The sequence below is a fragment of the Aeoliella fuhlenseeensis genome, from assembly GCF_052161615.1.
In the GTDB taxonomy this organism is placed as follows: domain Bacteria; phylum Planctomycetota; class Planctomycetia; order Pirellulales; family Lacipirellulaceae; genus Aeoliella.
The window spans coordinates 2,745,619-2,767,442 of sequence record NZ_CP197417.1; the positions used below are offsets into that span (position 1 = coordinate 2,745,619).

A 21,824-nucleotide genomic window follows, 5' to 3' on the forward strand; every position below is an offset into this window, starting at 1 on the left:
TAAGGCTAATTAAGTTCCATCCAGGCCCGCAGCGACGCCATGACGCCAAGGGGTGCCTGAACCTTTTTTAGGTAAGTGTTCTTGACGTGCTTGTCGAGCTTCTCGCGAACGCCCTGCAGCTCTGCGCGATCGACTTGGCAACGCCGCGGCGTCGTGGGTGTCGAGCGAATGAATTCGACGATCATGGCAGGGTCTTCCAGAATCTTGCCAGTCGCAAGGTCGTACAGGTACCAGGCAACGTCGCCCGCGGCGAGCGTCCAAACGGGGTTCCCATCCTCGTCGACCAGCGTCGAATCGGCTGCCGGTCGGGCGTAACAGAAGAACACGCCACGACTGGAACCGGCCACCCGTTCGCGCCCGCTGAATATCCGGTCGGGTAGTTCGTTTAACCGAACTTCAAGCCCCGGATTCTCTTTGAGCATGCGCTGCAGCTCCAGGTGCATTTCCTCTTCGGGCGTTTTGGTGCCCTTGTAACGCTCGTTAAAGTTTTTGAGGTCCTCAAAGTCATCATCGGGCGTCAGCAATCGCCCCCCTTCGATGCCGAGCGTCTTCGAGATTCGCAGGGTCTTATGGGTGACCGTCTTATAGAGACTCAGCAGATCGTTGAGCTCGTCGGGGGGCAGGAAATTCCAATAGGCTACCGTCCCACGCAGCGACTCCTGATCGGGATGATCGGCCACGATCGCCGCCTCGATGTGGGGATTCATGCGACGATCCACTCGACCGATGCGCTGCATCAGGCGGACGGGGTTCCAGTGCAAGTCGTAATTGATAAGGCGAGTGCAGTCTTGCAGGTTCAACCCTTCCGACAGCACGTCGGTGGAAATGAGCACGCGGATTTCGTCCAGTCCCTCGTCAGCCAGCTTGCCACTCGACGAACCGTTGTAATAGGGTGCGAACCGTCGAATAATCTTTACTCGTCCATCGCTGCTGGTGGCGCTATCGATCTCCTCCACGCCATTAATACCGGCTTCGACCAATTGCTCGCGAAGATAGCGGGCCGTGGTCATGAACTCGGTGAATATCAGCACCTTATGCTGCTTGAGAACCGTATCCTTATTGAGCAGGTTCTTGAGCGCCGTCAGCTTCTTGTCCTGTGAGGGCTTAAACTGTTCTAGCTCCTTTAAGAATTCGGCGACCTGGTCGAGGTCGAGCATCGTCTCGCTGATGATCTCGCCAACTTGGTATTCTTCGCGGTCCAACTGTTCCACAGCTTCGAGCAACTCGGGCTCGATGAAATCCTCCTCCGGCTCGTCGCCAAGTGTGAAAAGACGAGTCTGCGGATCATGGTCGATAAGTTCCGCGTTTTGCGCCTTCCAGCGTTCGAGGCGACCCTTCTCCCCATCGGTTTGCGCGTGAACGGTCACCCAGGCGAGCAGCTTTTTGAGCAGCGTCCAACACGATTGCTTGAACGCTTCGGCGGAGCTCTCGAAACGCTTCAGAAAGATCGTGCGAATAAGCGATACTACTTGCTGCTGACGACCTTGAGCGAACTTGTCGATCGTGGCATCGTTGCCAATGTAGTAGTGTAAGGGATAGTATATGGCGAGCGAGAACAGCGGCTTCTGCTTCTGGAACGCTTCTTCCACCATCTTTAACAGCTTGCCGTAAGTCTGCTTGACCGAATACTCGGCGACTTTAGGCTTCCGGGGCTCGGGGAACATCGCGCTGCCATCTTCGGTCTCCATACTCTCCACAACGTAGGCGCGACTCCGCTGAACAACCAATTCGCGGAACAGGTCGTCACGCCCCATGATCTGATCGGCTTCGGTCATATCGAACAGGCCGACTTGCGCATCTACTTTGCCAGTCAGGGATGCTTCGATCTCCGATTCGAGCTTCCGAATATGCCCAGCCAGTGAGTGAATACCCAGGGGCGCGTCGCTGAAGTAAGAGGGCTCGTGGCGAGAGAACAACTCGACCATATGCTGAAAGTCGACCAGACGATTGTTGACTGGTGTCGCTGTCAGTAGGAACACCGTCTTGTCGCCAATGATGTCGAACAGCCGCCAATAGCGTGATTTGCGCTCATTAGGGTCCTCACCCTTGGTGCCCGTATTGCGGAAGTGATGAGCCTCGTCGATCAGCACCACGTCGGCGCGATCGCGGACCGAATCGAGATCCTCTTGCAAGCCTCGGCGAAGCAGATCGGAATGGTTGAAGATTTCGAGGTTATTGAACCTGCCAAAGAGTTCAGGAAGGTACTTTCGCAGCGTCGCCTCCCAAACCGCTTCACGGCCCGATTTGGGCACAATCAGCGCGACCTTCTTACGGTCGTGCTTAATGAGACGTTCGATCAGCATCAGCCCGACAAACGTCTTACCCAGTCCGACACCATCGCATAGGAACGCGCCGTTGTACTTATGCCCCCGCTTCATGAGGGCATGGTAAGCTTCGCGCTGATACTGCGCGAGGAGTGGGTAGACGGTCGACTCTTCCCTCTCCCATTCGCCCACCGTCTGCTCGTGGCCCTTAAAGAACTCCTGTAGGGCCTTGGCGTAGACATCGAACGGGGTGAAGAGCTCGATATGCCGCTCGATGGTGCGTAGAATCTCTGGGGTCACGTCCTCGGCATTGTTCCAGTGCTGCTCGTACCATTCCTGAAGTACGGCCACCGGCGTACCCGTGATTTGGACGTTCAATTCCAAATTCTGAGTGATGCCGGGCAGCGTGAAGTTCGAGGAGCCGACTAAACCGAACGAACCCACAACCTCTTGGCGAGCATGCGTCAGGTAGCACTTGGCGTGGAACTTGTCCTTTCGGTAGACGCGGCACTGGATGGTGCCCGCGCGAAGCGATTCGACGATGGCTGGCACCCCTTCGAGGAAATCGTTCTTCAACTTCTCCCGTTCCAAGCTTAGGTCGAGGCGATTCTGGACCTCGGCAAGACCAGCCTCGAATGCTTTTTTGGTCCGCTTCGAGACCTCGTCTCCCATGAGAATGCGGAAGTTATCGACCTTCTGCCATTCGCCGTCGAGGTGAAGCAGAGAGCCAATTTCAAAGTAGCCAGTGGCCACGTCAATCGACTTGGACAGCTCGCACCAATCGCGCAGGTAGCGGGAGACTTTCCAGTCCTCCTCACTGTTGTCAACGATGAAGAGTTCGCTTCCAGTTTGCGATTGGCGTCGGGGCATCTACGATTCTCGTGGTGCAACTTGAGGCAGTCCAAGTACCACTCCGGGCGAAGAGGTTCCACCAGTTTAGCGTCGGGAAGCCGCACCGTCCAAGCCGGAAGTGAAGGGGTACAGCAGCGTTAGCAGAAATCCCCTAATTGGTAGAGTCGACGAGCCTAGGCTGAAACGTGGAGTTAAACTCACACCGGGCCTTAGTAATCGCACCAACTCAGCGAACACGGGGTTAATCATCCCCGGAACCAAGCGCAACCCTGGGGGTCCGGGAAAAAATCCCGGCACCGAAGACCCCACCCCCCTGCTCTCCCGCCACCCCGCAGCACCATTTGCAGCGCCCGCTGCAGCGCTCGGCGCTCGCTCACTCGGTCTTACTCGCTGACTTCACCATCGCCACGATCCCCGCCCGGATGGCTTCCGGCAACTGCGCCCAGCATTCGGCCACCATCGCCAGATTAGGGTCGATCGGGGGAGAACTTGCACCAAATGCGCCGCATTCTGCGCCGCGGGGGTCAGGAGTTGCTGAATTCGCCTCGTTTTCTGGGGATCGTTCGAGTCCCTCATCGCCCAGTTTTTCTAGCCCGGTAATGTCGCACTTTCGCAATATTGCATTCACTGCGACTTTACTCCTTTCTCATTCGCTTCCCTCCTCTTCGTTTCGCCCAGCGATTCTCGGGGTGTTTTGCATTTTGGCGTCTTCGGGTGCCGGGAGTAATGTCGCAGGGGGAAACCGTAGGTGCGACTTTATTTTTTTGGTTAGCGGGCGAAGGGGGAGGTGGAGTCGCTGTTGCCCAACCCCCTCGGAATTAATCCTGGCCCGCGGCCACGTTTGGTGGGGCAGATGAAGGGGGGTGGTGGTGGGAAAGAGGTAGTCGTCGTCGCCGGAGGTGCGAGGCGTGGTTCCACTTGTCGCTCGGTTGGTCGTTCGGTCTTCTCGGGCCGGTAACGCACCTCGCCGAGTTCGGGGCTATCGTCGAGGGCTTGGCGGGCCGCTTCGACCAGCGGCGTTAGTTGCTCCAGGGCGAGCGCGGCCTTTCTCCACGACGGCAACAACTCGCGCGACGCTTTCGGACGCTTCGTGTTCGTGTGCGGAGTGGTCGTGGAGTCGGTGAACAACGCCTCGAGCTTCAGCTCGACCTCGATCCGCGTGCGCGGGTCGTAATACACTGGCTGAATCACACGCTTCACCTCGTCGCGGATTGCGTCCAGGCGGGCCTGGCGGGCGGCGGCTCGCTGGCGGTCGTGCCGCTCGGCCTCGCGGCGTTCCTCGCGTTCGAGCAGGTAGGCCGCGGCTCGCCAGTGCTTGGAAGCCGCTTGCCGCAAGCAATCGAGCGGCTTGAGCTGGGCTTGAATGCCCGCGGCACGCACCTCGTCGTCGAACTCCGAATCTTCCCGGCGGAGCCGCTGGATGGTCCGCCGATCGCACCCCAGGTAGTCGGCAATGGCGGTGATGCTGACCCCCCAGTGCACCATCGTGACAATCTTCTGTTTCTTCTTCTCGTCAATCACAAAAGGCCTCGACATGGTTTCCTCACGAATAACTGGGATATGGGTGTATGTGTATAGTGCATGAACGCATGAGAGCACACCCAACGCGCGCTTTCTAGTCACTTTTTTGAAGAAAGTGAAAAAAGTCGGCAGGCAAAAAAGGCCTGGAAAACAAGGAGACAAGCGTTGAACGCCCAGCCGCAGGCGCCGGCTACCCCCGCCCCTCGATCTGCCCACCCACCCCAGGTTCGCCTCTGTCCCAGAAGCCTAAAAAGAACCCGTTGAGCGTAGTTTCCCCAGTCCGGGGTCGGGACGACCCGGCTCACTCCAGAGAAGTCTCGTAGGGTACGGTGGTCCTGCCGGCACATGGCAGGTAGATGGTAGAGCAAACCCCACCCGCCGGCAGGTTCACCTACCTTTCACGGTGGCTGAGTCCCAGCGAGTTGCGCCACGTGGACTAAGTTGCCACGTTAAACGCGATGATGGTTCCGCAGTAGTGACACAATCCAAAGCAAAACGTGACATCGCCTCCCTGAAACTCGTACCAGAACTCATCGTCGTTGTTAACCGGTATTGGTGGGACCATAGCGATTACGTCAAAGTACACACGACGCTCGTAGGACTGGCACTTGGGATTGCGACAGATCACGTCGGGCGCATTGACGATGTAATCGTGTCGCCCGCCGAGTTCGATCAGGTGTTTCACGTCTAATTGTGAAAGGATTTCGCGGTCCTCATCATTTGGCTGGAAGTATCCGTTTGTTCGTCGAAAGCCGAGTATACGCGCCTGTTCATAGGTAAGTGGTTCGAGTCTGAGGCGGGCGGAGGGAAGTTCTTCTACTTGAAGATACAGTGATTCCTTGTCGTCAGGTTCCGGATCGGAAAGGTGCAAGATATCAATTTCTAAATCCGATCGGACTTCGTACTGAATGTCTGGTCCGCCGAACCCGTATTTAAACGGGTAGTACAGCGGTAGTTTAGAGGCGAGTGCGTCGCTCTTTATCGGAATCAGCGGGTCAGTTAAGTCAAGTGAAATCACTTGTTGAATGGCAACGTTTGTGCCGCTCGGAACAACGCCCGAATGCTGTGCTGGCCCACCGAAACTGTGGCAACCATTTTCGTCAAGAACTAAACGGAACGGGCGGCTGTTTGACAGTGAAAATGACGCCATACCTACCTTCGATGTATCTGATGTAGTAGCACTCGAACTTATTTGACGGCGCATGAAATCTTGAGAAACGAACAGTCCACCCAAAAAGCGTCGACACGGGATCGTAGCAAAGATCTATAGGCCTGCCAACAAGAAGCGTCGGGGTACCGCTGCTGGCTCGTCGTGCTTTGTCACTAGATGGGAGCCGACAGGAGAGATAATGGAGCACTCGCCGCCGCTGGATCCCTCGACCAGCAGTGCTTGTGAGCCAGAGTTCCGACGTGACGAACGGGATACCCCACTCGTAAAGCACTGCTGGTCTGCTGCATGCCGGCGAACTCTTGGGAAGCTTATTCGTCGGCGAAAGGAATTGAAGTGACCATGCTCTACAAGCCAGCAGTGGCACCCTACCGCCTGGAGACCGCGAGTCTTCTCAGCAGGCTCGCACTGATTCCCAGCAGGATCAACACGACCGAAGAGGGCTCCGGCACAACGGGTGCGATGCCGGTTACTTCGACCACGAGGTCCTGAAAATCATGGTCTTGGTAGTACATATTCCATGGGTGGCTGTCTTCCCAAGCCAGGACATAGGCGCCGACTGGATTGTCTGGAAAGCCGATGTTGCTCACGATCTGGAAGGTAACGAGATGGTCCCTGCCCTCGATGTTGTGGCTAGGGTCCGAGGTAAAATCGCTGGCGTACTGATCTTCAATCTGCAGGCGAAATTGTGGTGGGTAATCCAATCGGCTCGCAGTGGTTGTGTAGGTTCGCCAAGAATCTCTATCTGGCCTTAGGACACGGGGACGGATCCCCTCAAAATACCGACCTACGTCCAATAGGAAGGAGGGCGTAGGGGTTGTGTCCACACCGAACTTGATTTGATTGGTAGCTTGCTTCGCCATGAGGCGGATGCTGGCGACGTCTTGCGTGAACTGGAACAGGCGATCGAACGAGTCGTCCACACGTCGGAGGTTTTGCTCCCCATACAACGTCTGAAGGACCGAGGGGTTCGGGTTCCCAGGGAATGGATTCGTACCCAGCAGATTGGGCTCGTTCCATTCGTTGGGGGAATCGCCAATGGGAGTGAGCGCCGCCAGAGTGGGCGACGCGAATGTGACCCCAACAAGCAACGCCAGAGAAAACGCTCGTGTACACGCTGATCGCTTCGAGCTAGGTCGGGCCTGAAGGGTACAATTCATTAGAACTCTGCTCTCTCGCGAGGAAGGGTGCGCGTACCAACTCCCGGGTGGCCGCGCCGGTGTGTCGGCCTTTGCCAATGGATCGGAGGCCACCCACGGCATGGGTAATATACTATCCGCCGCTAAACCGCTCGGCCAGCAGAGTGCGGGGCCGGCTCGACGGTGGTGATGAAAGTCCTGAGAAAGCACTGCTGGTCCACTACACGCTGCCGGCTGGTTGGCAGGTATTTGGCGTGGCGATACTTCGCAGACCGGCAGTAGCTTTCGGCGCAGATGACCGTAACTACCCGCTACGAGACAGGCGGGCTAGAATGGTTGCATAATTTTGCATTACCTCTTTTGGACTTGTGCCATGGATGCCGCAATAACTACCGAGTTGGTTGGTGCATTCATAAAGTTTACAGGGGAGACGCTGGCCGAACTCAAGCGCCAGCCATTGACAGAGATTGATTTGGACTTGCTACGGTTGAAGCGTGAGATTCTCGGGGAGCGATTGCAAGACTTAGAGAAGAGCGTGGCCGATGCCGCGAGAATTCAGAAGGGGAAGTCGCGAAAAGACCTTACGGAGAGAGGGTTTGCCGCTACTAGTCTCGTAGGAAGCAGAGACGTTGCTATCGACCGGGAGGCAAACCAACAACTTGAGATCGCGCGGCGAGAATACAACCGCGCCATCGAAGAGATTTCGCTCAGCGAACACCGCATCCTGAAGTTGACAGATTCGTGGCGTAAAAAACTTTGGGCATACGTCTGCCGATTGCGACGTTGGCAGAAAGAAAAGCATTAAGCGTGGTTGGACTGCAAGCCGCCTGGAGAGCGCCGGGTGCCACTGCTGGCTCGTCGTGCTTCGCCTCGTCATTTCCGTTGAAGTGTCAAGCGTGCAACGACGAGTTCGCCGGTCGGGAGTGGACCAGCAGTGTTTGTTGGAGTTGGGGAGAACGTATCGGGTGGGGGGAGCACTGCGCTGGGCAGACCCCCTCCCCGGCCGCCGTTGTTATTGTGAGAGGGCGTCCGACCCTCCCCGCAAAGGGGGAGGGTGAAGAATCTGGCGCGGCGTTTGATCGTCGTTCTACACGGTCGGGGCGACCATGCTACGGGGGTGAAAAGCCTGGGGTGTCTGTTCGCAGCGCTAGCGGAGGCTCGCGGCGGGCTCGGTCTTTTTGGTCGTTACTTTCACAGAACGGCCGAGGCGGTGGAGGTACTTGGTGAGGCGGTCGGCGGTCATGTGCGAGATCTTGCCGTTCATCAGTTCGCTGGCACGGGGTTGGCTGATGTCGAGAACTCGCTCGAGGTCGCGGGCGCGGAGGTGGCTCCGCTCGACCACCTTCATGATCTCGTTGTGCAACGACAACTTTAGTTCCATCACGGCCGCTTCTTCGGCCGAAAACCCGAGGTCGTCCCAGAGCGTCGCGGAAGTCGAAACGTGGCTCGATTTAGATTTTGGCTTGAGTTTAGATTGGGGCATGAGATTAGTCCTTGTTCCTCGTTAGGCGACTGCGAACATCCTTCAGTCGATTTTCAGCGATCGCCAAGTCGTTTTGGCTAGTCTTGGCCGATTGCTTCTTGAAACTATGCAGCATGTAGTAGGTGTTGCCGACTCTCGTCAAGTAAATCACACGATACCAGCCCGCGTCGTCCCGCTGTTTCAGTTCGAATACACGTTTTCCCACCGATTGCATTGGGCGACTGGATAGGGGGCGGCCACCTTGCTGGAGTCGGCGAATATCGAGGCCGAACTCGCGACGTACGTTCACCGGGAAGGTGCGGAGAACTTCTAACGAATCGCCTTCCCCGGCAAGCCTCTTCGCCAATTGAGCGTCGAAACAGCTAAGCCGACCAGCAGGACCCCCAAACACAATTGAGATCTCCCCGAGGGCTCGGGCACGGGTACAAGCAGAACTGCGCGATTCAAAGTGCGCCCAAACTGGCCGAAGTTGTTGCTTCCATAGGCAACAATCATCCCGCGATCGTTGATGCCGTAAGCGATTTCTACTGTCCAGCCCTCTCCCGATTCGTCGAGCAAATCGTTTAAGTCCATCATTCCTTCGGCGCCGGACCAAATAAAAGCATGGTCACCGAAATTGGTCTGTCCCCGGCCTACGATATGACCATGATTGTTGATGTCGAACGCTAAGCTCAGATCGTTGGCGGTGGGCAGGTCACCGATCGGTTCCATCCCCCCGGCTGAGGTCCAGTAGAAAGCGTCCGCTTGGCCCAAACGATCACCAGCCACTTCATCCCGATCGTTTATCGCACTCGCGTAGCTCTGGCGCGTGGTGTCGCTGGGGTCCGCTTCGATATCCTGCATTCCTAATTCGGGTGTCCAGTAGAACGCATGATCGTTCGTAAAGTTTGTACTGGCGAAGCCAACGACGTGTCCCAGTTCGTTGATGCCGCGAGCTTGATTGTCGGTGTTGATCGGTCCCAGGGTGCCCAACGACTGCATTCCCGTAGCCTCGCTCCAAATGAATGCCCGACTGCCAAGAGAATAGGCGCTTTCTCCCACTACTTGCCCACGATTGTTAATGTCAAGCGCCTTGCTGCCATAACCGGGTCCCTCGGGATGCAGAGTACCTAAGTCTCGAGCGTCGTTGGGGCTGTTCCACAGGTACGCGTAATCTCCATCTGACCGAACTTGCCCCACTATTTGGCCTAAGTCATTGATGGCATTGGCGACACTAAACTGGTAGCCGCCCTCGATGCCACCCAAAGCCTGCATACCGTCCGTAGGCGTCCACACAAATGCTCGCCGTCCGTTCGGAGTTTCACTGTATCCGACGACCGTACCCGCCTCGTTGATGTCGGTCGCAGAGCTCCTATCTCTCTCACCGCCGAGCGTTCCTAAGTCAATCAGCCTATATTGCTTGGCAAAAGGAGTGGACGGTTCAACAACAACAGCAGCGCAAGGTGTCGCGAGAATTAGCGCTACGAGTGAATAACAGCAAATTCGAGCCACTTTCGTCTCCCCTAACTGAAAGCAAAATGGAAGCAGCCCTCCGATGGTCGGCCCAGCTGCCATCAACATTCTCAGCTAGCAAGTTAACCTACTGGTCCGCCGGGTGCCACTACTAGCTCGTCGTGTGTTGCCTCGTCATTTCCATTGACAATTCCAACGTGCAACAACAAGTTCGCGGGATGGGAGTGGGCCCACGGTGTTAGTTAAGCTTGGGGAGAGCTTGTCAGTTGTTCGAAGCACTGCCCTGGGCCTACCCTCCCCGCGCTTATAGCGCGACCCTCCCGGGGGGAGGGTGAAGATCATGGGGCGACGTTCACTCGTCGTTCTACATGGTCGGGGCGACCATGCTACGTGGTGGCTCGCGGGGTGGCCGCTAGCTCGGTTGCGTCGGGGCGGGTTGCGGAGGCGATGGCTTGGCCGCTGGGTCGGTACCTGTGGCGGTTCGCCAAATGAGGCGGCACAGGACGAAGGAGATGCCCCCCAGCATTACCGCGGGACCCCAATTTTCAGCCATCACGTTCTGTGCGCACTGCACCGAGCAAATGAGAGCGAAGAGGGCTGCGAAGCACATCAGGACGGTTAGAAACAGCGTTCGCATGGAAGTCGAGGCTCCGGGGTGGGGTGGATGCTTAAGCCTACTGCGCGGAGCCCTCGACGGCCGGCGGGCGTCCGAAGGATTTTTCGCCACGCCCACCCCCAATAGCGCGGGCCCGCCAGCAACAACCGCGGCACTCGCTACGATGGTTAGAAACCGACCTCGGAGTTCGTGGCGGCAGGCGAGTGCGATAGGGTAAAAACCCTAGTGCGTAGGGCAAGTAGCGCGTAGGGTAAATGGTTCTGCCGGCGTGGCTAAGTGGACGGTGAGAGTTCGTCCCACCAGTCGGCAGATTCACTTACCTTTTAACCGGGGCACGACAACGCGTTGGGGGTGAGCGGGAAGTGCCGGATCGGCGCTTCGCTTGATCGCGGCCTACATCTGGGGGCGGATGACAGCGGGGGTTTAGCGGATATACTCCACGCTTTTCTTCAACACTGTCGGGCGCGGGAGAGTTGTCGTATGCGGATGGATCTTCGTTATTTGCTCGCGGACAACTTGGGGCGGCCTTCGAGCGTGGTGGCGGAGTTGCGGGGGGCGGTCGCCACGTTCCTGACCATGGCGTACATCCTGCCGGTGAATGCGGGGATTTTGTCGCAGGTGGTGGGCGTGGGGTCGCTTGGCTCGTTGGTCGCCTGCACGGCGCTCGCTGCGGGGATTTGTTCGCTGCTGATGGGGCTGGTGGCGAACGTGCCGATTGCGATGGCGAGTGGCATGGGGCTCAACGCGATCATTGCGTTTGGGGTCGCTCAGCAGGCTGGGAGTTGGCAGGCTGCGATGGGGCTGGTGGTGGTCGAAGGGCTAATCATCCTGCTCTTGGTTCTGGTGGGTTTACGCGAGGCGGTGCTCGAGGCGATTCCGCGCGCGTTGCGCTTGGCGATTGGGGCGGGCATTGGGTTGTTCATTGCGCTCTTGGGTCTGGCGAACGCGGGGATCGTCGTTCAAGGAACCCCTGCCCCGCCGGCCGGTCCGCTGCTGGCGGCGGGGAGTGTTCATGAACCAACCACGGCGATCGCCCTCGCGGGGCTGGTGATCACCGCCGTGCTGATGGCGCGGCGCGTGCGCGGGGCGCTGCTACTGGGCATCGCCGCGACCACGCTCATCGCGTATATGTCGGGTCAGGTTACATGGACCGGGGCATGGCAGTTGCCTTCGTTCGAAGTAGCAATGCAAGCCGACGTGCGCGGGGCGCTGCGTTGGGAGCTCGTGCCGGTGTTGTTTGCGGTGTTGATGGTCGACTTCTTCGACACGCTCGGCACGGCGACTGCAGTGGCCGAGGAGGCGAAGCTCATGGACTCACGAGGACGGATACCGGGCGTGCGGAGGCTGCTGATCGTCGATTCGCTGAGCGCGAGTATTGGTGGGTTGCTCGGCGTGAGCTCGGTGACTTGCTACGTCGAGTCGGCCGCGGGGGTGGCCGAGGGGGCTCGGACGGGGCTGCACTCGGTGTTCGTGGGGCTGTTCTTTTTGCTGGCGATCTTCCTCGCCCCGCTCGCCGCCGCGGTGCCGGCAGCCGCGACCGCGCCGGCATTGATCCTGGTGGGCCTGTTGATGGTAAAGCCACTCGCGGAGCTCGACTTCGACCAGCTCGACGAGGCGATCCCGGCGTTCATCACGCTGCTGACGATCCCGCTGACGTTCAGCATCGCCCACGGCATTGGTTATGGCGTGATCGCGTACGTGTTGATCAAGCTGCTGACTGGGAAGGTGCGTGAGGTGAATTGGTTGATGGCGGGAGTGGCGGCGGCGTTTGGGGGGTATTTTTGGGTGGAGTAGTATCGGTGAGTAAGTGAGTAAGTGACAACTTTGTCATTCTGAGGGGAGTAATGCGACGCGAAGAATCTCGTCCCTGAGGAACGCTTTGTCATTGGCAAAGGAGATCCTTCGGTCGCCGGGGCTCCCTCAGGATGACAGAGGGGCGGGGTCCAGGCACCCGAAGGACAATTTAACTTCCCTAGTACCGCATGGCGTAGCGGAGCATGAGGGCTTCGGTGGGGTCGAGGCCGGGGGTGCCGGAGCTGTATTCGAGTTTGCGGTCGAAGACGTAGCCGAGTTCGAGGGCGCTACCGACGCAATCGCCGTGACGGGTCTCAATGGAAAACACGAGACGGAGATCTTGGTAGGTGACGTTGTCGTCGATGGACCGTTGGCGTTCGATGGCCCAGGTGCCGCCGTCGAGTTCGCCGCCGATCGCGAGCCAGGTGTCGGTGTCGCGGATACGCATCGCGACCTTGGGGCGTGGGAACACCACGTCAACGCGGAAGTCGTCCGTCGGAACCCACGTCCAGCCAGCGACCGGCAGGATGCGAATGGTGTCCCAGTCGAGGTAGTCGACGCCTAAGAGCATGGTGACCGTGGGGGTCATCTTCCAGTAGGTGACTAGGTGGCTGGGGAAGCGGAGTCCTTCGTCGGCGCTTCCTTCGAAGTCGCTGAACACGCCGACGCGGAACAGGAAGTCCCAACCGAGGTTCGGCCGCAGCCACTCGATGCGCTGGTAGCCCATGCTGAAGTCGAAGAGCCGCGGTGGCATATCGACCGACGCGGGGCCATCGAGAAAATGAAACCCCGTGCCAAACGACCAACCGGCTTCGCGGCCGTAGCCAATGGTGGCGAAGTTCTCGAGGCTCACCCAGCCGAACTTGTCTTTGTCGCCGGGAATCCAGGTGGTGGCGTTTGTCGTGGTGTTGTATCCGAGCACGCGATCGGCGGGGAAATAGGGCATGAAGACTTCGCCGTCGTCGCCGAGCGGCGTGTTGGGATCGATCATCACCACCTCACCCTCTTCTTCCATCTCGGCGAACGCCTCGAGCTCTTCGGGCGTGAGCGTGGACGATGGCTGGGAGGGAATTGGCTCGGCGGGGCCCTCGAGCGGTAGCTCGGCGTAAGCCGTGGGCGCGTCGTCATATTGTTCGGGCCAGTCAGCGCACTGCGTGACGCTGCCAGTGGTGTCGAACGAAGGAATGACGACGTCGTCGGCGAGCGCCGTGGCGGTGACCAGTAGCTGCGCGCAAGCGATTGCGACGAACCAGCGGATTCGGCTGGCTGCGCAACCCTGGCGACGGAACCGATCGTCGTGAGCAGTCATGGCAGCGAAGCGAAGAGGAAAAGCAATGGCCAACGGCGCGTCGGAGAGTAGAGTCTCGCCCGCGGTGGGTCAATGGAGTTGCGCGGTGCTAGCGAGAGATGCTAGCGACACTGCGAGTGTTTCCCTAGCTGGCTTGCTCGGGGCTATTTTGCGAAATAGAGCTCAACGCGAGCGAAGGTAGAATCGCTACCTGGGCCGATGGGCGGCGTGGCGGGCTAGCTTCTCGCGCTCGATGACGTACGTGATACCGGTGGCCTCGTCGTAGAGGCCGCGCATGCCATTGGCGGGGTCGTCGGCCCGTTCGAGATGCGTAAAGCCGAGCAGCAGCTCGCAGAACTCGTCGAGTTCGACGAGCTGGTAGTTTTCGGGTCGTGGCTCGCGTGGCGAGCGAATGGTAGCGTTGGTGGAGACCATCGCAGGTCCTCCTGGTCGCGGATGCCCAAAGTCCTCGGCCGCCGTAACGGGCGGCTAACGCGAGGCCTCCCGTCCGCCACGGGCGTCTCGCTCACATAACGCTATCTAAATTAAAACTTCCGTCCAGTCCCACGTCCATCGGTTTGCGAGAAGCACCACAAAATGCCGGCCACCCGCAGCGATGGGGTTGTGGAAAGCGTGTAGGTTCGCGCTGCGGACGGGGGAAGCTCTGGCGGCTGCCCGGGTGATGCGGGCCGCCTAGTGAGAGGGCACGGCGTGCCCCGATTCGTGCAATCTCGTGGCGTCGGGGGTGGGAATTTGCGTGACTCGGAACACCGTGCGGGGGCGTTTTCTCGCGAATTCGCTTGACTTTTGCCTCACAGACGTTCTAGTGGGGCCGTTTGATAGCATGCTGGGCACTTAATTTGCAGCGTCCTTACTAGTTGGCCGCACGGATTGGCGGCACCGGCGGGCTCGGATGCCTTGTCTAGCAGCAACCTTCCCTTCTGAGGTGGCTGCGTCTTGTTTCCTTCTGTTGCGTAAAGGTGTGTGAGGTTATGGGAACTGCGATTCGTGACGGCGCAAGTACGAATTCGAACTACTCCCCGGCGGTGGGTGGCGGCCCGGCGCGGGGATCGATGGGCTCTCCTCGTATGGCAGCGATTGCAGCCGTAACGAACTACAAGCCCAGCGCCCCTCCAATGAACTTCCTGGCGGAACCGACTGGCGAGCTGTTCAATTGCAACGTCTTCTCGCCCCAGGTGATGAAGAAGCGTCTGCCCAAGCCCGTCTACAAGTCTCTGATGCGGACTATCGAGTCGGGCGAGAAGCTCGATCCTTCGGTAGCCGACGCCGTGGCTTCGGCCATGAAGGACTGGGCGATTGAAAAGGGTGCTACGCACTACGCCCACGTTTTCTATCCCCTCACCGGCCTTACCGCCGAGAAGCACGATAGCTTCCTGTCGCCCGATGGCGAGGGTGGCGCGATTGCCGAGTTCACCGGATCGCAACTGATCCAGGGCGAGCCCGACGGCTCGAGCTTCCCGTCCGGTGGTATCCGCGCGACGTTCGAAGCGCGTGGTTATACCATCTGGGACGTAACGAGCCCGGCCTACATTCTCGAGAACGCCAACGGCACCACGCTGTGCATTCCCACGGCATTCGTATCGTGGACTGGCGAAGCGCTCGATAAGAAGACCCCCGTGCTCCGCTCGATGCAGGCTCTCAACAAGCAAGCTCAGCGCATCTTGAAGCTGTTCGGCCACACCGACGGGGCGATGGTTTCGTCCACCGCTGGTCCCGAGCAGGAGTACTTCCTGGTCGATCGCAACTTCTTCTTTGCCCGCCCCGACCTGCTGAATGCTGGCCGGACTTTGTTCGGTGCGAAGCCTCCGAAGGGACAAGAGTTCGAGGATCACTACTTCGGTGCGATCCCCGACCGCGTGCTGGCGTTCATGCTGGAAGTCGAGCGCGAACTGTTCAAGCTGGGCATTCCGGTGAAGACGCGTCACAACGAAGTGGCACCGGCACAGTACGAAATTGCCCCGCTGTTTGAATTCGCCAACATCGCGACCGACCACCAGCAGCTGATCATGACCACCTTGAAGAAGGTGGCCGAGAAGCATGGCATGGCGTGCTTGATGCACGAGAAGCCGTTTGCTGGCGTCAATGGTTCGGGCAAGCACGTCAACTGGTCGATGGGCAGCTCGTCGCAAGGCAACCTGCTCAATCCGGGCGAGACCCCCCACGACAACGCTCAGTTCCTGCTGTTCTGCGCCGCCGCGATCCGTGGCGTCCACAAGTACCAGGGTCTGCTGCGTGCTGTGGTGGCTTCGGCGAGCAACGACCATCGCCTGGGTGCCAACGAGGCCCCGCCAGCGATCATGTCGGTGTTCCTGGGCGACCAGCTGGCCGACGTGTTCGAGCAGATCAAGGCCGGTGGTGCCAAGTCGTCGATTCCTCGCGGCACCCTGACCGTCGGTGTGGACGTGTTGCCACCGTTGCCGAAGGACGCTGGCGATCGCAATCGCACGAGCCCCTTCGCCTTCACGGGCAATCGTTTTGAGTTCCGCGCGGTTGGTTCGAACCAGTCGATCGCTGGTCCGCTCGTGGCGATGAACACCATCGTCGCCGAGTCGCTCGACTTCTGTGCGACGCGCCTGGAGGAAGCCACTGGTGGCGACCCCAGCAAGCTGCACGGCGAGCTGCAGAAGCTGCTGACCGAGATCATGAACGAGCATGGCTCGATCGTGTTCAACGGCGACGGCTACAGCCAGGAGTGGCACGAAGAAGCCGCCAAGCGTGGACTGCTGAATCTCAAGACCACGGTCGACGCCCTTCCCGCGCTCGAAACCCCCGAGGTCAAAGAGCTGTTCTCGAAGTACAACGTGCTGAGCGAGCGTGAGCTCGAAAGCCGGTTGGACATTTACACCGAGCAGTACGTCAAGTCGGTGAGCGTCGAAGCGAAGCTGACGATCGAGATGGCCCGGACCATGATCTTCCCGGCCGCCGTGCGGTACCAGAGCGAACTGGCATCGACCTGTGCGAACCTGAAGATGCTGGGCTACGACTTCGACACCGACACGCTCGACGTGATGACCAGCCTGGTGAAGTCGCTGCAAGACGCCGTCGCCGAGTTGGAATCGGCAACCGCCGAACCGGCTTCGGGCGAACTGATGGCCGAGGCCAAGCATTGCTGCGAAGCCGTGCTGCCGGCGATGAACAAGGTTCGTTCGTACGCCGACGCGCTCGAAGGCTACGTGGCCGACGACCTGTGGCCGCTGCCGACCTACCAGGAGATGCTGTTCATCAAGTAGGGAAGGGGGAAACTTCCGCTTGATCACGCGAGGGGCGGCGATGTCTACGGACATCGCCGCCCCTTTTTTTTGTTGGGTCGTCATCCACGTCCAATTGAGAGACGATCCTTCGGAGGTTACGATTGCGGTACGGTTAACAACAAGGAACCACCTAATGCCGCGATATGCCCTGATTGTGATTGACGTGCAGAACGACTACTTCCCGGGGGGGCGCTGGGCGCTGAGCGGGATCGACGCGGCGGCGGACAACGCTGCGCGGTTGCTTGCCGCGGCGCGTGAAGACGGACAGTTGGTGGTGCATATTCGCCACGAGTTTCCCACGGCCGATGCGCCCTTCTTCGCTCCCGGCAGCGAAGGGGCTCAGATTCATCCGAAGGCCCAGAACTTGCCCGGCGAACCTGTCGTGCTGAAGCACCATATCAATTCGTATCGCGAGACGGCGCTGAACGACATTCTGAAGCAGCACGATATGAAGGACGTGGTGATTTGTGGTGCGATGAGTCACATGTGCGTCGACGCGGCAACCAGAGCCTCCAACGATCTTGGCTACGGCTGCACGGTGATTCACGATGCGTGCGCTTCGCGTGACCTGGAGTTCGATGGCGTGAAGGTTCCCGCCGAGTATGCGCATGCAGCGTTCATGGCGGCCCTCCAGTTCGGCTATGCCAAGACGCTATCGACCGATGAATTCTTGGCGGGCTAGTCGATCGGCCCGACGAGCCACACGCAACTGAAACGGCAGGACGGGCGAGGAAACGTCCAAAGACATCGCTATGCAAGACAACAAAGCAACTGTTCGAGCCTTCTTGGACTCCGTCATCAATAAGGGAGAGTTCGAATCGTCCAGTGAGTTCTTCTGGGACGATATGGTCGAACAAGTTCCGCTGCCAGATCAGGGGCCCGGCTTAGCAGGTCTTAACGATGTGCTGCGCGGCATGCGAACTGCGTTTCCCGACATCCATTGGGCGGTCGAGGAGCAAATTGCCGAGGGGGACAAAGTGGTGACACGGTTCGAGTGGACCGGAACCCATCAAGCGGAATTCTTTGGCGTGCCCGCCACGGGACGGTCGGTCAAGGTCTGGGGCGTGGTCATCGATCGGTTCGAAGGCACCAAGATTAAAGACACACGAATCATCATGGATGCTTTGGGACTCATGGCGCAGCTTGGCGCGTTTCCTAAGGGCTAGAGCGCAGGGAGTCCTTGTTGTGGACTCGGGTTAGGTGCCGGTTGCACGATTCTTGCCCCAGGGGACTGCCCAAGCCCAGCGACCCGGTGACATAATGCGCCTAACGGCGTGTTAATCGAAACGCCCGTCTCACCTTGTCTTTTGGGGATGCTCAGATGCCAGACATTAATTCGCTGCTCGAGAGAATCGAAGCGGAGCTCAACTCGACGAAGGACCGGCTGAAGCAAGCTCAGGAAACGTATCTGCACGACTATCAGGGGAGGCAGGAACGGCTCGCGCTGCTAGAGACACAACTCGCGGAACTGCAGGCCATTTGGAAGCCGCGACTGGATGCTTTCGTCAAGCGGTTCGGGGATCGTGTGGAAGTAACGCCGCACGTCACGACTTCAGGGCGCGAGGCGACGTTCACGTTTCGATCGGAGCTCGCCAACATCCGCTTGCGCCTCTCGGCGTCCACCGACCGCGAAGTTCGCAAGCTGATTTTGGACTACAACCTGGAGATCATTCCGGTACTGATGGCGTTCGACTCGCACAAAGAAGCCGAGTGGCCCATCGAGGCGATTGACAAGGAAGAGATCGCGAGCTGGATTGACGATCGGCTAGTGGACTTCGTGAAGGCGTACGTCGCGCTGCATGAAAACGGCTACTACCTGAAGGACCACATGGTCGAAGACCCGGTCGCTCTGGTCCGCTTTCCCAAGTTTGCGGCGGGGGCGACGCTCGACTGGGAGGGGAAGAAGATCTACTTCATCAGCGCGGAGACGCAGCAGCAGTTTGCGGCGGAGCATGGAATAGCGCTGGGGTAGCGGCTGGCACGTTGTTCTAGCCGCAGCGACTCATCAAGACGCGACACCCGGGGCGAAGAAGAATACGATAGCCAAGATGAGATAAACTGCCAGGAGCTGCACGCCGCGAAGCCAATTTGAGCGGCCATCTCCAGCCAGTTGGCCGGTGATCCAAACGGCCAACGTGATGGAAAGCACCAGCCCTCCCGAGAACGCAAGGTCCATGGGTGTGGGGCCGAAGACGTAGCTTAAAAGCACCAGCACCGGCGCGACGAACAGCGCTACTTGGACGCTGGAGCCGATGGCGATGGAGATGGCGAGTTCCATGCGATCTTTTGAGGCAGCGACAACCGCTGTCGCGTACTCGGCCGCGTTGCCTAGCACGGCGACGACAAACACACCGACGAACATGTCGTTGATCCCAAGTCGTTCGGACGCGGGCTCGATAGCTTTGACGAGGATCTCACTCATCCAAGCGATGCCAATCGTAGTACCGCAGAGAGTCAACACGGCACGATGAATGCTCCATAGTTTGGAGGGGTGTGCCGTCTTTATGCTGCTCGCTTCATCGGCGACAGCCTTGGGCTGAGCGAGCAGCGTGAAGGTCATGTTGGCCGCGTAAACGGCGATGAGAACCACCGATATCCAAAGGCTGATCGAGGCGAGCTCGGGCGTATGTTGTTCGCCCATCGCGAGGCGAAACGCAGCGGGTAGGATCAACGCGACGACGGCCAGCGCGAGCATCGTAGCTTGAGAGCGCGCCGCGATGGCATTGTAGTGTTGCTCGCCCTTGCCGAGCCCCCCGATCAGCATGGCCAAACCCATCACCAGAAGGATATTACCCACAATGGAGCCGACGAGTGATGCCTTGACCACGTCGTAAAGTCCAGCGCGCACCGCTGCCAAACAGATAATGAGTTCGGCTGCATTTCCGAACGTTGCGATTAGCAGACCACCAATGGCCTCGCCCGTTCGCTCGGCAAGCTGCTCGGTTGCCCGCCCCATCCAGCCGGCGATTGGCATAATGGCCAGTGCCGCGGAGGCGAAGATCCACGTACTTTGGTCGGGGGCAAAATGCTCAAGGGCCACCGTAATGGGCAGAAAGACGAAGAGCCAGTTCATCACGCCCCCCTCCGCAGCTAAAGAACCTCGAGCACCGGACGACGCTGTTGGAAGTATGAACCCGCCCGGGCACGGATACAAGCAGGCAGGCCCAGTAGGGAAGTCGCTAGCTCTCGAACTGTTTTCTCCGACTGCTTTACAACGGCATCGCCCAGACCTACGATCATGTGATCGAAGCAACCATTCTCTTCTTTCGTTGCTTCCAGCGGGGTCGTTCAAGTAAGGTGCCTTCATGTTCCTCGACTACTTATCGCTCGCCATCCTGTTGATGGGGCTGGTCGCTGTGTTCTACACGTTCATCTACATTCACGACATTCCGTACGAAGCGGCGAAGCATCGCAATCATCCGCAGAAGGAAGCGATCCACGTCGCGGGCTGGCTAAGCTTGTTCACGTTGCACGCTATTTGGCCGCTGGTCTTTATCTGGGCGGTTTCAAAGCAAGGCCCCATTGAGGTTGCCGTGGCGGATGAGGCGAGGTCGAATCCCGAAGTCGATAAGCGACTTAAAGAGCTAGAAAGCAAGCTGCGTTTCGTCGAGCAGCAGATGGACAAGAATACGAAGAAAGCAGGCAAGGTATGATCGAGCTCATCATCGGCACCTACGGTGTCGCCTGCTGGTTGGTGTTCAAGAAGTTCAAGCTCCTTCCGGTTACCACCTACACCGTCTGCACCGCCATCTTGGGTGGCATCGTGCTGTTCATGGGCATCATGATTCTGCTGTCGATGTGCCACCCCGTGTCGCACGATGGTCGCTTTTATACTGCCGTGACACAAATCGTTCCGCAGGTCCGTGGTACGGTGATTGAAGTGCCAGTGACCCCCAACCAACCTTTGAAGGAAGGGGACGAACTGTTCCGCATCGATCCCCTGCCCTACGAGTTGGAAGTCGACCGCCTGGAAGCGGTGCTCGAGGGAATGAATACGCAGGTGTCGCAGTTGAGCGAACGCCTGGCCGCCGCTGAAGCGGCCCGCCGCTCCGCGGAAGCCGACTTGTTGGTCACGGAATCGGAGTACGACCGGCAAGCGCGAATTTCCCTGAAGCAATCTCAAGACAAGATCAAGCAAATCCAAAGTCAGTTGAAGTTTGCACAAACGAATCTAGATAGAAACCGCGAATTGCTCCCCACTAGGGCAATTTCCGAGAGGGATTTTGAAGCCTCGGAGACCCAAGTGGCGACGCTGACGGCTGAACTTGACCAAGCGATTTCGGGAGAGCAGGCGGCGAAAGAGAAGATTGCGTCTGGCGGGAATCGACTTCAAGCGGCCCGCGAAGCGCTGACGGGTGCCCAGGCCGCCGAGCGCGAAGCACGCTTGGCGCTAGAGGCCGAGAGCGATGGCATGAACCCTGAGGTTCGCCAAGCTCTGGCGCAGCTGGAACTCAAACGCTGGGAACTCGCCGAAACGGTGATCCGTGCGCCTTCGGATGGCTACGTAACGTACGTCGGCCTTCGGCCCGGCCAGATGGCGACACCACTTCCGTTGACTTCGCCGATGGTGTTCGTGCCGAAGGAAAGTCCTGGATTCATCGCAACCTTTCCGCAGAACGTCATTCCCTTGATCGAACCGGGGCTCGAAGCAGAGCTTGCTTTCAAGTCGTATCCGGGCCGCATTTTCAAAGCAAAGGTAAAGCAAGTGCTTCCGATCATTCCGGAAGGCCAATTCGTGGCGAGCGGTCAGTTGCAGTCGGTCACGTCCGGACAAGCGCCCGGCCATATTCCGGTAGAATTCGAATACGGTGAGGATGTCGCCGAGCTGAACATGCCGGTCGGATCTCAGGCAAGTGTCGCGATTTATACGCACCACTTCCACGCGATGTCGCTGGTTCGACGAATCATCCTGCGCATCAAGAGTTGGGAGAACTACGTGTTCTTCCTGTCGAACTTCAACGTGGGCCACTGAGCG

18 protein-coding genes are annotated in these 21,824 nt (G+C 58.8%); 8 read left to right on the forward strand and 10 right to left on the reverse strand.

Annotated elements, in window-relative coordinates:
- Positions 1 to 5 precede the first annotated feature (5 nt).
- The 4 genes from SH292x_RS10730 to SH292x_RS10745 all read right to left on the reverse strand — a co-directional run bounded on the left by SH292x_RS10730 (position 6) and on the right by SH292x_RS10745 (position 6,509).
- Complete coding sequence (locus SH292x_RS10730) at positions 6 to 3,134, reverse strand: helicase-related protein (RefSeq protein ID WP_442485606.1); 3,129 nt, start codon at positions 3,132 to 3,134, stop codon at positions 6 to 8.
- A gap of 750 nt (positions 3,135 to 3,884) precedes the next feature.
- The gene (locus SH292x_RS10735) at positions 3,885 to 4,652 is read right to left on the reverse strand and encodes a helix-turn-helix domain-containing protein (protein WP_442485607.1); all 768 of its coding nucleotides are present in this window, start codon (positions 4,650 to 4,652) and stop codon (positions 3,885 to 3,887) included.
- Positions 4,653 to 5,073: 421 nt separating this feature from the next.
- Positions 5,074 to 5,787 (reverse strand): hypothetical protein, encoded by a 714-nt coding sequence (locus SH292x_RS10740; protein WP_442485608.1) that lies wholly within the window; start codon positions 5,785 to 5,787, stop codon positions 5,074 to 5,076.
- A 386-nt stretch (positions 5,788 to 6,173) separates the two neighbouring features.
- Entirely contained in the window at positions 6,174 to 6,509 is a 336-nt protein-coding gene (locus SH292x_RS10745; protein ID WP_442485609.1) for a PEP-CTERM sorting domain-containing protein, read from the reverse strand.
- A gap of 808 nt (positions 6,510 to 7,317) precedes the next feature.
- Here SH292x_RS10745 and SH292x_RS10750 point away from each other — a divergent pair.
- The gene (locus SH292x_RS10750) at positions 7,318 to 7,749 is read left to right on the forward strand and encodes a hypothetical protein (RefSeq protein WP_442485610.1); all 432 of its coding nucleotides are present in this window, start codon (positions 7,318 to 7,320) and stop codon (positions 7,747 to 7,749) included.
- A gap of 342 nt (positions 7,750 to 8,091) precedes the next feature.
- Here the strand turns inward: SH292x_RS10750 and SH292x_RS10755 are convergent, their stop codons facing one another.
- The 3 genes from SH292x_RS10755 to SH292x_RS10765 are packed head-to-tail and all read right to left on the reverse strand — an operon-like array spanning position 8,092 to position 9,918.
- On the reverse strand, positions 8,092 to 8,427 hold the full coding sequence (locus tag SH292x_RS10755; protein WP_442485611.1) for a helix-turn-helix domain-containing protein: 336 nt from the start codon (positions 8,425 to 8,427) through the stop codon (positions 8,092 to 8,094).
- Positions 8,428 to 8,431: 4 nt separating this feature from the next.
- On the reverse strand, positions 8,432 to 8,818 hold the full coding sequence (locus SH292x_RS10760) for a type II toxin-antitoxin system RelE/ParE family toxin (protein ID WP_442485612.1): 387 nt from the start codon (positions 8,816 to 8,818) through the stop codon (positions 8,432 to 8,434).
- Entirely contained in the window at positions 8,737 to 9,918 is a 1,182-nt protein-coding gene (locus SH292x_RS10765; RefSeq protein WP_442485613.1) for a hypothetical protein, read from the reverse strand. Before SH292x_RS10765 ends, SH292x_RS10760 begins: the two co-directional genes overlap by 82 nt.
- A gap of 1,057 nt (positions 9,919 to 10,975) precedes the next feature.
- Here SH292x_RS10765 and SH292x_RS10770 point away from each other — a divergent pair.
- Positions 10,976 to 12,289 carry an NCS2 family permease gene (locus SH292x_RS10770; RefSeq protein ID WP_442485614.1) on the forward strand — a complete coding sequence of 438 codons (1,314 nt, stop codon included), beginning with the start codon at positions 10,976 to 10,978 and terminating at the stop codon, positions 12,287 to 12,289.
- A gap of 178 nt (positions 12,290 to 12,467) precedes the next feature.
- On the opposite strand, the gene SH292x_RS10775 is transcribed toward SH292x_RS10770, so the two are convergent.
- Positions 12,468 to 13,598, reverse strand: coding sequence for a hypothetical protein (locus tag SH292x_RS10775; RefSeq protein WP_442485615.1), 1,131 nt, complete (start codon positions 13,596 to 13,598; stop codon positions 12,468 to 12,470).
- 186 nt (positions 13,599 to 13,784) lie between these two features.
- A complete protein-coding gene (locus SH292x_RS10780) occupies positions 13,785 to 14,012 on the reverse strand; it encodes a hypothetical protein (protein ID WP_442485616.1) in 228 nt (75 codons plus the stop codon).
- Between the two features lie 701 nt (positions 14,013 to 14,713).
- On the opposite strand from SH292x_RS10780, the gene SH292x_RS10785 reads away from it, so the two are divergent.
- The 4 genes from SH292x_RS10785 to SH292x_RS10800 all read left to right on the forward strand — a co-directional run bounded on the left by SH292x_RS10785 (position 14,714) and on the right by SH292x_RS10800 (position 18,821).
- Positions 14,714 to 16,828: a glutamine synthetase III family protein gene (locus SH292x_RS10785; RefSeq protein WP_442485617.1), complete on the forward strand. Its 2,115-nt coding sequence runs from the start codon at positions 14,714 to 14,716 to the stop codon at positions 16,826 to 16,828.
- A gap of 154 nt (positions 16,829 to 16,982) precedes the next feature.
- Positions 16,983 to 17,531, forward strand: a complete 549-nt coding sequence (locus SH292x_RS10790; RefSeq protein ID WP_442485618.1) for a cysteine hydrolase family protein — start codon at positions 16,983 to 16,985, stop codon at positions 17,529 to 17,531.
- Between the two features lie 70 nt (positions 17,532 to 17,601).
- Complete coding sequence (locus tag SH292x_RS10795; protein ID WP_442485619.1) at positions 17,602 to 18,015, forward strand: ester cyclase; 414 nt, start codon at positions 17,602 to 17,604, stop codon at positions 18,013 to 18,015.
- Positions 18,016 to 18,170: 155 nt separating this feature from the next.
- Complete coding sequence (locus SH292x_RS10800) at positions 18,171 to 18,821, forward strand: hypothetical protein (RefSeq protein WP_442485620.1); 651 nt, start codon at positions 18,171 to 18,173, stop codon at positions 18,819 to 18,821.
- Positions 18,822 to 18,854: 33 nt separating this feature from the next.
- Here the strand turns inward: SH292x_RS10800 and cax are convergent, their stop codons facing one another.
- Positions 18,855 to 19,922 (reverse strand): calcium/proton exchanger, encoded by a 1,068-nt coding sequence (gene cax / locus SH292x_RS10805; protein ID WP_442485621.1) that lies wholly within the window; start codon positions 19,920 to 19,922, stop codon positions 18,855 to 18,857.
- 232 nt (positions 19,923 to 20,154) lie between these two features.
- On the opposite strand from cax, the gene SH292x_RS10810 reads away from it, so the two are divergent.
- Both SH292x_RS10810 and SH292x_RS10815 read left to right on the forward strand, forming a co-directional pair.
- Complete coding sequence (locus SH292x_RS10810; RefSeq protein ID WP_442485622.1) at positions 20,155 to 20,502, forward strand: DUF3302 domain-containing protein; 348 nt, start codon at positions 20,155 to 20,157, stop codon at positions 20,500 to 20,502.
- Complete coding sequence (locus SH292x_RS10815) at positions 20,499 to 21,821, forward strand: HlyD family secretion protein (RefSeq protein ID WP_442485623.1); 1,323 nt, start codon at positions 20,499 to 20,501, stop codon at positions 21,819 to 21,821. Before SH292x_RS10810 ends, SH292x_RS10815 begins: the two co-directional genes overlap by 4 nt.
- Positions 21,822 to 21,824: the final 3 nt, after the last annotated feature.